This is a genomic window from Flavicella sp. (assembly GCF_037132785.1).
Taxonomy (GTDB): domain Bacteria; phylum Bacteroidota; class Bacteroidia; order Flavobacteriales; family Flavobacteriaceae; genus Flavicella.
This window is the reverse complement of record NZ_JBAHZZ010000063.1, coordinates 24,040-35,075: the sequence shown is the minus strand read 5'-3', so window position 1 is coordinate 35,075 and position 11,036 is coordinate 24,040. Positions and strand designations below refer to the sequence as shown.

The 11,036-nt window shown below is 32.7% G+C and carries 5 protein-coding genes; 4 read left to right on the top strand and 1 reads right to left on the bottom strand.

The features are described from left to right. Window positions 1–250: 250 nt before the first annotated feature. Window positions 251–703 (bottom strand): hypothetical protein, encoded by a 453-nt coding sequence (locus V5787_RS04045; protein ID WP_336891990.1) that lies wholly within the window; start codon window positions 701–703, stop codon window positions 251–253. Between the two features lie 87 nt (window positions 704–790). Between V5787_RS04045 and V5787_RS04040 the strand changes: the two genes are divergently transcribed. The 4 genes from V5787_RS04040 (at window position 791) to V5787_RS04025 (ending at window position 10,919) form a co-directional block, all read left to right on the top strand. Next, window positions 791–1,771 carry an acyl transferase gene (locus V5787_RS04040; protein ID WP_336891991.1) on the top strand — a complete coding sequence of 327 codons (981 nt, stop codon included), beginning with the start codon at window positions 791–793 and terminating at the stop codon, window positions 1,769–1,771. A gap of 163 nt (window positions 1,772–1,934) precedes the next feature. Then, the gene (locus V5787_RS04035; RefSeq protein ID WP_336891989.1) at window positions 1,935–6,113 is read left to right on the top strand and encodes a two-component regulator propeller domain-containing protein; all 4,179 of its coding nucleotides are present in this window, start codon (window positions 1,935–1,937) and stop codon (window positions 6,111–6,113) included. A gap of 358 nt (window positions 6,114–6,471) precedes the next feature. Beyond that, the gene (locus V5787_RS04030; protein ID WP_336891988.1) at window positions 6,472–9,471 is read left to right on the top strand and encodes a TonB-dependent receptor; all 3,000 of its coding nucleotides are present in this window, start codon (window positions 6,472–6,474) and stop codon (window positions 9,469–9,471) included. Window positions 9,472–9,500: 29 nt separating this feature from the next. Then, entirely contained in the window at window positions 9,501–10,919 is a 1,419-nt protein-coding gene (locus V5787_RS04025; RefSeq protein ID WP_336891987.1) for a RagB/SusD family nutrient uptake outer membrane protein, read from the top strand. Window positions 10,920–11,036 lie beyond the last annotated feature (117 nt).

Below are 11,036 nucleotides of genomic sequence, written 5' to 3'. Positions count from 1 at the left end.
ATGTGCTAGGTCTGCATCGTATTTATCTGTCTTTTTTTTAACCCATTTATTAACTTCTCTGCTAATTGTTGAACGCGCTCTATTTAGAGTTTTAGCAATGTAGGATTTTGATTTTTTTTCATCTAAAAGAGTCTCAATTTATACTCTTTCTTTACGAGTAAGTCGTCTATGTTTTTTTACTGCCATTTTACAAATCTATAAATTTAGATTTGTTGCGTTAAGTTATTGAACGAGGATAGACTAAATTAATTTAAAATAATTCTTGAATACTTGTGTCAATAACGACAGGTACTACGGGTACTATAATTTCGTCAAAGATAGATTCGCCTTCATCGTCATATCCTTTCCATAATTTAAAAGTATACTCTTCTTCTTGAGTTGCTGTAAATTCAAAAGTATATTCTTCTGTTATTAACTCCTCTGTGCAAGTAGTAACATCATCAACGAGAGTTAAAACGGCTAGAATTCTACTAGTTTCGTCCTCTTGGTCAATCTCAAAAGATACACTATTAAAAGAATAACATTCATTCGGAAGTATGTATGTTATGGTTATGTCATAGGTTTCATTCAAAGTAAAAGTACTTGGTATTATGGCTTCTTCAATTGGAAGATATTCGTAATGATAATCAGGTAAGTCGATATCATCATCGTTACAAGAGCTAATAACTAATGTAACCATTAGTAGCATAAATAATTTTTTCATAAGTAATAAATTTAGATTGTTTACTTACTAGATGCTGAATGTTTCGTAAGGTTGCTTAAAATTACTGTATTTTTGTTTTTTATTTTTATTACTGTGATTTCAGACCTATTTACAAAACACACGAATGCATCTTTTGATAGCTTGGCACTACAGGTGTTTCAATACCAAGCGCAGAATAATAATGTTTATAATAAATACATTTCTTTGCTAAATATAAATTCTGACGAGGTCGCTAGAATTGAGGATATTCCCTTTTTGCCTATTCAGTTTTTTAAATCACAGATGGTAGTTTCTTCAGGAGATCCTGTTATAAAGACTTTTTTAAGCAGTGGTACTACAGGGGTACAGCAAAGCAAACATTTGGTTACGAATTTGTTTATGTATGAAGAGAGCTACAGAAAGGCTTTTTCTCATTTTTATGGTGATATAGAGGAATATGTGATTTTGGCTTTACTTCCTTCGTATTTGGAGCGTGATGGTTCTTCTTTGATTTATATGGTTGAAGATTTGATTAAAAGATCAAATAAATCTGAAAGTGGATTCTATTTGAATAATTTAGATGAATTATCACAAGTATTATTAAAATTAGAAGATCACGGTAAAAAAGTGATATTAATTGGCGTTTCTTTTGCTTTGTTAGATTTGATAGAAAAACATCAGTTTTCTTTAAAAAACACCATTGTTATGGAGACAGGTGGGATGAAAGGCAAACGAAAAGAAATGATTCGAGAAGAATTACATGCTATTTTAAAAGCAGGATTTGGTGTAGATGTAATTCATTCAGAATACGGGATGACTGAATTATTAAGTCAGGCGTATTCTAAAGGGTATGGTGTGTTTAATTGTCCTCCTTGGATGAAAATATTAATCAGAGATACAGAAGCTCCTTTGAGTTTATTACCCTTAGGTAAAACCGGAGGCATCAATGTGATTGATCTAGCCAATATGAATTCTTGCTCTTTTATTGCAACTCAAGACCTAGGAAAAGTGTTTGAAAATAAATCGTTCGAAATTTTAGGTCGTTTTGATAACTCTGATATTCGTGGTTGTAATCTTTTAATATCTTAAAATATTCTCTTGCATCGTGTGCTTATGCTGCATATGTGGCAGGGTGATACCACGAATGCTGCATGTTTTTTTTGAATTTCCACGGATTTTAGTTGATAAGTTTATGAAAATTTCTATCTTACGAAGATCTTAATAACCTGTAAGCCAAACGAAACCAACTAAAATGCTCTACTCAACCAATGTTTTAAAACAAGGTATTCGTCTTGTTTTAGTCTTTTTTTGTTTTTTGTCAATTCAGCTAAATTCACAAAGAGCTGAAGAGAAGTATAATTTTGTGAATATCAAAGAAGAAATTTCCAAAACGGGAGTATTCACAATTTTACAAGATCATGAAGGGTTTATTTGGATTGGTACCAATGGAGCTGGCTTACATAGATATGATGGACAGGATTACAATACTTACATTCATGAAATTAATGATTCTACCTCTATTAGCAGTAGTCTTGTGTTTTGTGCTCAGTTAGATTATCAAAATAGATTGTGGGTTGGAACAGAAGACGGCTTGAACCTATATGATAGAGAGCAGGATCAGTTTAAGAAAATTCTACTTGAAAAGACTGACAACGAATCAAAAGGAACGATTGCTATCCGAAGCCTAGTCACAGACAATCACGGTAATCTTTTTATAGGTACTTATGATTATGGTCTCTTTAAGTTAGATCTTACAACTTTTAAGGTTAGTGAGGTTATGTATATAAGTGGCAAGGCTGAAGATGAAGACAAACACATTCATTGTTTAGCAATTTCAAACAACGGTATTGTTTATGCTGGAACGGAGGGTGGATTGAAGAAATTTAATCCAATAAAAAACAGTATTGAACCAGCTGTATTTGAAACAGAAACAGGAAATTATACATGTAATACTACAGTACAATCTCTATTAATTGATAAACAAAACGATCTGTGGATTGGAACCATGTCTGATGGTTTGGTAAAAGTTGCTGAAAATGCTACAGATGATGCTTATTCAATAAAGAAATTAAATTTTTCTAATAATAGAATATTCACTTTGATTGAGATTCCAGATGGCACGATTATGTATGGAACAGAAAATGATGGTCTTATTAATATTTCAAGCAGTGGGAATTTAATAAATGTTTATCAATCTGATAAAAAGGATAAAAACAGCATTTTGTCCAATTCCATTTGGTCCTTGTTTTTAGATAATAACGATCGTATTTGGATGGGCTATTATAATAGTGGGGTTGGGGTTTACGACAAGCTTTATGATAAATTTAAAGGAATAGAAAGTCTTTCAAATAATTCCAATTCGTTACAGTTAAGTTCGGTTACTGGGATTGCTGAAGATAAAAAGGGCAACCTTTGGTTTGCGATGGACGGTGGAGGAATAGATATTTATAATCCTAACACAAAAAAAATTGAGCATATCAATAATACAGAAAAGTCAATTATTAAAGGTTTAAAAAGCCTATATGTTGAATCGCTATTTGTTGATAGTAAACATAATATTTGGGTTGGGAGTTGGAATGAAGGAATCTTTTTATTGAAGAATGGAGCAAAAGAATTTATCAATTATAGGAAGGAAAACACCAATGGGGTCTTAGTATCTAACTGTATTTCGAGTTTTTCAGAAGACGAAAATGGAACTATTTGGATTAGCACGTTGTATGGAGGTGGATTGCATACGTTTTCGCCATCTACAGAAATGTTTACAAGATTGGATACTCCGGTGTTTATAAAGTTTAATTTACATAATAAGGATATTCGAAAGGTACTTATTGATTCGGATCAATTTATTTGGGTGGGCACCATTGATGGATTGTTTAAAATAACAGATAATAACGGAGTTTTTACTGTTGTTGATTTTTCAGAAAAAATGTCTTTAGAACATGATTATCATACAAGTTCCAACCATATTCTCACCCTATATGAAGGCGTTGATAAGTCAATTTGGATTGGCACAAGGGGTGCAGGTTTGTGTAAATATGATAAAAATAAAAACCAATTTATTTGGTATAATAATAAAAATGGACAGCCGTTAAATAATGTAAATAGTATTGTAGAAAGTGAGGATGGTAATATTTGGTTTAGCGGAAACTCTGGCTTATGTAAGTTTGATAAAGCGAGTAGTAAATTCACAAAATACACTCGAAATGACGGATTGCTTTCAAACGATTTTAATATAAATTCTAGTTTTAGAGATAGGAATGGTGTTTTGTATTTTGGTAATTATCAAGGGGTAGATTACTTTAGACCAGATGAGATATTAAACAATTCGAATTTGCTTTTTTCATATTTAAAAGGCTTAAAACTCTTTAATAAGGAAGTCGTACCAGGAGAAGAGAACTCTCCATTGAGTAAAGTAATTTCGCAAACTGAGGCACTTGTATTAAATCATGAGCAATCTGTGTTTACTATAGAGTATTCAACGGTAAACTTTACAAGACCTGAGAAAAATCAATATGCATATTATCTCGAAGGTTTAGAAACTTCTTGGAATTATGTAGGGGATGTTAGAAGTGCGACCTATACAAATTTAGATCATGGAAATTACACCTTTAAATTAAAGTCTGCTAATAATGACGGTATTTGGAATGAAATACCGCTAGAATTATCAATTAAAATATTGCCTCCTTGGTGGAAATCACCTTGGGCTAATCTATTGTATTTTGGCTTGTTTTTCTTTGGCTTGTTTTTGTTGAATATTATGACAAATAAGCGACTGAAAGAAAAACAATTATTGGAAAATGAAAGGGAAATAAGGCAGCAAAAAGAAGAACTAAATGAGCGAAAACTGCAGTTTTTTACAAATATATCACATGAATTTAGAACCCCATTGACACTAATTAAAAACCCTTTGGAAGGAATTATAAGCGATACTTCGTTGAATCTGCCTTATGAAATTCAAGAAAAACATCGGATTATTTATAAAAATACGGATCGATTAAATCGATTGATTAATGAACTGATGGATTACAGGAAGTTGGAATTGAATAAGGTAAGGGTAAAGATTGTTAAGATGGATTTGGTTGCTTTTATGAAAGATATTTGTGATTATTTTTCAGACGAGTCCATTGAAAAGAAGATTCAATTTAACTTTGATTGTGGTTTTTCAGAATTATTTGTTTGGGTCGATCCAGGAATGTTAGATAAAATTATATTTAATTTATTGTCCAATGCTTTTAAAGTAACTAATGATGGAGGTAAAATTACCTTGGTTGTGTATGTTCATAAACATACTGTATTTCCTTTGTTAAATCAAGTAGAACAAGATTCGTTTGAAATTAGCATTTCAGATACTGGACCGGGGTTACGAGAGGATCAATTGGAAAAAATATTTGAAAGATTCTATCAGGTAGACAGTTTAAATAAAAGTTATTATAGTGGAACGGGAATTGGCTTGGAGCTGGTGAGGAGTTTTATAGAATTGCATAAAGGAAAGATAGAGGTAGAGAGTGAATTAGGAAAAGGAACCATATTTAGGTCCTTTTTTCCGATGGATAAAAAACACTTTACTGAAGAAGAACTTAGCGTTACTCCCTATGTAGATATGATTGGTAAAAGAGCAAAATTTATTCTTCCAAAATTAGTGAATGAATCCCCAGACCAAGAAGAACATTCGAAATTAATTACACAAACCTTGTTGATTGTAGAAGATAATACAGAGTTGAGGAATTATTTAAAAAAGGAACTCAGAAAACAGTATAAAATTATTTCTGCAACAAACGGAAAAGAAGGCTTAAAACTCACCAAAGAAAAACAACCAGATGTTATTCTTACGGATGTTATGATGCCAGAAATGGACGGTTTTGAGTTTTGTAAAGAAGTGAAGTCAAATATAGCTACTAGCCATATCCCTATATTGATGCTTACTGCTAAAACAATGATTGAAGATTGGGTGCATGGTATTGATGTTGGTGCAGATGCTTATTTGCATAAGCCATTTGATTTAAGAGTATTGAAGTCTAGGTTAGCGCAATTATCTAAAAGTAGAGAAATTTTGTTTGATAAATATTTTAGTGCTTTGGTTGAAGATGAGGCGGAACTAAAAACAACATCATTAGATAAAGAGTTTATTCATAAAGTGTTGACTTATATAGATGATAATTTAAGTGACCCTTCATTAAGTGTAGATCTATTGGCTTCTCAATTGTTTTTAAGTAGAAGTCAGTTTTATAGAAAAATTAAGTCCTTAACAAATAGTACAGCTGTTGAATTTATTAGAAAAATTAGACTAGAACGAGCAATGCAATCTATCGCAGCAGGTAATACTAACATCAACGATGTTTGTTACTCTGTTGGATTTTCTACTCCTTCTTATTTTTCAAAATGTTTTAAAAAACAATTTGGAATTCTTCCTACGCAAGTAAAGCAAAAATAAACATTGTTTAGATTATGTTGCTGGTGTTCAGTTGTTTGTGTTTTGAAGGAGACAAATGAAGCAATAAAAGGAACAAATGTTGTAAAAGTCAAGATTCAACAAAATTTAGCTTCATATGCTGTAAAGATTGCTTGTTAAGTGCTAAGTTTTAATTGCACTTGAGTTTAAGTTTGTCAATAAGAAATTATGAGAAACAAGAAATCAAAAATTATCGTAATACTCGAGGTCGGACTAATAGTCATACTTTTTGGTTTATTCGCTCTGATTTTGACATTTGTTTTTTAGTCTTATAAAACTAACCAAACAAGTTTTATCGCTTGTTTCAACATTAACTAAAACCTAATTAAGTATGAACAAAATGAAAATTACTTTCATTACACTGGTGCTAATTTGCACTCAAAGTGTTTTTTCACAAACAAAATCCATTTCGGGAGTTGTTACGGACGAATCCAATTCTCCTTTACCTGGTGTTTCAGTATTAGTAATTGGTACTAGTATTGGTGTAACATCAGATTTTGATGGGAATTTTACCATACCAAACATAAGTGCTTCGAGTGAAATCGAAGTGAGTTATGTTGGTATGGAGACTCAAATTATTAAAGTAGGAAGTCAAACACAAATTAATATTTCCCTAAAAGAGTCTGCGGAGTCTTTAAGTGAAGTGGTTGTGATTGGGTATGGAACAACATCCAGGAAATTGGTTACGGGTGCAATTTCTTCTGTTAGTGCAGAGACAATTGTTAGTAGACCAATTACTTCTGTAGATCAAGCCTTACAAGGAAATGCTTCAGGAGTTACTGTGTCGAATGCAGGTTCTCCTGGATCAACACCACAGGTTCAAATTCGTGGACTTGGAACTTTTGGGAATAGTCAACCATTATATGTAATTGATGGTGTTGTGTCAGGAGGAATAAGTGAAATCAATCCAAATGATATTGAATCAATTGATATTTTAAAAGATGCTTCTACCGCAGCGATTTATGGATCTAGAGCTTCAAATGGAGTTGTAATGATTACAACTAAAAAGGGACGTGTTGGAAAAACTAAAATATCTGTAGATACCTATATTTCTACACAATCGGTTTCTAAGAAGTTAGATTTATTAAATTCTGCTCAGTTTGAGACTTTTGCCTCTGAAACCTACGGTTTACCAAATCGGTATACGGTAGATCCTGAATCGACAAAAATAGATACAGATTGGCAAGATGAGATTTTTAGATCAGCGATTATGTCCAACACCAATGTAAATGTATCTGGAGGTTCTGAAACAGCAATATTTAATCTGTCTGCTGGATATTTAGACCAAGAAGGAATTGTGATTAATACTGGTTTTAAAAGAGCTTCAATTAGAGCAAACAGTGAATTTAAAGTAGGGAATCGATTTAAAATTGGAGAAACCTTGGCTATTTCAGATTCTGAAAAGTTAAATGAAGAAGAAAACGGAGATAGAACTTTATTAGAGCATATGATCAAATCTTTACCTTATACACCTGTTTATAATGCTGAGAATCCGGGCGGGTTTGGAGGAACAGATTCTACCTTAGACAATGGGTCTGATGCAGAAAACCCTGTGCGATTACAAACGATTTCTAACAATGTTACTGAAACGATGAAAGTGTTAGGTTCTTTGTATGCGTCTTATGAAATTATTGATGGTTTGGATTTGAAATTCCAATACGGATTTGATAGATCTACCACACAAAATAATATCCACAGACCTTCATTTGATGAAGGTATTAATGAAAGAACAGCAGCTTATGTTGGTCAATCAACAAGTGTTTTTAATTCAGATACTTATACCGGATCTATAAACTATAAGAAGACATTTGCTGAAAACCATAATTTTGAAGCTTTGTTTGTTGCTGAAGAGTTTAGTACTTTAATTAGAATTAATTCAGTCCAAAATGAAAACCCATTAACAGATGCGGTTCCAGTTGTTCAAGGTGAAGCACAGGCAAATAACCAGTTGTATGAATATGATTTAGTTTCTTATATAGGTAGGTTAAAGTATAATTATGCTGGTAAGTATTTAATTTCAGCTTCTTTACGTACAGATGGTTCTTCTAGGTTTGGAGAAAATAATAGATGGGGGTCGTTTCCTGCGATGTCTTTCGGTTGGATAATTAGCGAAGAAGGATTCTTAAGTGATTCTGATATTATATCGAATTTAAAACTAAGAGGTTCTTGGGGAGTTACAGGTAACGACGGTTCTACGGATTATGCGTATTCTTCTGGATTGATTTCTGGATATAATTATACGGGTTTTAGTTCTTCAACAGGAGTGTCAAACTTTGGAGCTTCAAATCCAGACTTAAAATGGGAAGAATCTACACAAACAAATTTCGGATTTGATTTAGGTTTATTGAATAATGCTTTAACACTATCAATGGAATATTATAATGTTGATAATAATGATGTTATTGTTCCAATACCAAATGTTGCATCTTATGGATTGGGTGAAAGCTTTACACAAAGAAACGGTGCGTCCGTAAATACAACAGGATTTGAAATGTCTCTGGGTTATAGCCACCAATCGTCAAGTGATTTTAGTTGGTCTGTAAATGTAAATTTAGGTACAGCGAAAAATGAAGCTACTGACTTAGGAGAATTAGAATTTATTGAAAGTAATACCTTTGAAGGTGAGAATCTGTCTAGAATCGAAGAAGGAGAGTCTTTATTCTATTTCTATGGATATGAAACAGATGGATTGTTCCAACAAGGAGATGATACCAGTACTCAACCTAATGCTTCGGCAGGAGATGTGCGTTTTGTAGATCAAAATAATGACGGTGTTATTGATAGTGAAGATAATGTGAAAATTGGAAATCCTTTTCCAACACTTACTTATGGAGTATCACTTAATGCAAATTATAAACAATTTGATGCCTCTTTATTTTTTAATGGTGTAAGTGGAAATGATATTTATAATACTAATATTTACGATTTAGAAGGAATGACACGTTTGTTTAATTCTGGAACCGCAGTATTGGATAGATGGACGCCGACAAATACGAATACTACAGTGCCTAGATATACTGGAGATCATTCAGACAATGTAAATCGTTCTGATAGGTTTGTGGAAGATGGTTCTTATGCGAAACTAAGAAACTTTACAATTGGATATAGCTTAAGTGAAGCGGTATTAGGTAAAATGGCTAAAGGAGCTTTTTCTAAAATTAGATTGTATGCAACAGGTCAGAATTTGTTAACCCTAACAAGTTATTCTGGTTTGGATCCTGAAATTGGAGGTAGTACGGTTTCACCAGGTCAGCAATCTGCTGCAGCTGGAATTGGAATTGATAGAGGAGTCTATCCAGAACCAATATCTTTTACATTAGGAGTGCAAATAGCATTTTAATTTAGTTTAATAAAATAATAAAATAAAAGATGAAAAAAATTAAAATTATTATAGCTGGATTAATCACCGTGATAGGAATTACTATTTCTTGCGATGAATCTGGATTGGAATTAACAAACCCAAATCAACTTTCTTCTGAAACATTCTTTAAATCGAGTGCTCAATTGGAGTCGGCTGTTACTTCTTGTTATGCCTATTTACAAGCAACAGGAAATTATGCGAGGTACCAGTTTTATATCAATGATAATATTGCTGGAGAAAATTATGCAGCTGGAAATTTAGAGGCTGATAAAGTGCAAATGATCAATAGAGATATTGATGAAGCTAATAATGGAAATAATCAATTTTGGCAGCACAATTATCAAGGTATAGGTCGTTGTAATTTTGTGATTTCTAACGAAGTAAATTTTGAAAATATTGATGCAGCGGAAATAAAAGCTAGGTTGGCCGAGTCTCGTTTTTTAAGAGCATTGTTTTACTTTCATTTAGTAACACATTACGGAGAAATACCATTGGTGCTCGACTTAGAAACAGTCGTTGGTGGTTTAGGAAAATCATCTGTAGAGGAGATCTATGCTTCAATTATTACTGACTTAAACTTTGCAACTTCTAATTTATTATCAAAGGGAGTTCAAGAACAAGGAAGAGCTACTTCTGGTGCGGCTTGGGCTTTATTAGGTAAAGTATATTTACAAATGGGAGGCAAAGATGCTGAAGCAAAAACGGCACTTGCTAACGTTACAGGTTATAGTTTGGTTGCAGACTATAGAGATAATTTTACTGTTGCAGGAGAACACAATGATGAATCTTTGTTTGAGGTACATTATGATGAATCTACAGGTGGTGGAGATTCTTGGACTCAAGATGGTAGAGGGAATTCTGAAACATCATTTAGAGCAATGGAATATACGGGTTGGTATAATGTAAAACCAACAGAGGCATTGTTAGATGAGTATGAAGATAATGACACACGTTATGCCGCTAATTTTTATTCAATTGATGCGAGTGATAACGGTACTATGACAAATACTTATAATAATGGCACTCAGACATTTATTTCAGGAGGAATTGGACCTGATGACAATCCAGCTTGGAGAAAATATCAAAATTTAGATAATAGAGGTTCAGAAACTACTGATAGTGGAATTAACGCAAGAGTGATTCGTTATGCAGATGTTTTACTGATGAAAGCAGAAGCTGAAATTCGCTCAGGAGGAACGGAAAGTGTAGCCTTGGCTTATATAAATGAAGTTCGAGCAAGAACATCAGTGGGATTGCCAGCTATTTTAGTGTCAGGCTCTTCGGCAATATTAGATGCCATCAAACATGAAAGATGGGTGGAGTTAGCAGGTGAACAATCTCGGTATTATGATTTACAACGCTTTGATGGGTTTAGCTATTTGATGCCTATTCCAAATATTGAGCTTCAGGCAAATACGAATTTATAATTTTAGTAGTTTTGTTTAAATTGGAAGGTCTTGTGCAACAGATTGTTGCACAGGATTTTTTTGTGATTTAAATCAATATTAAAGTGAAAACAATAAAATTATCATTATTTTAACTGC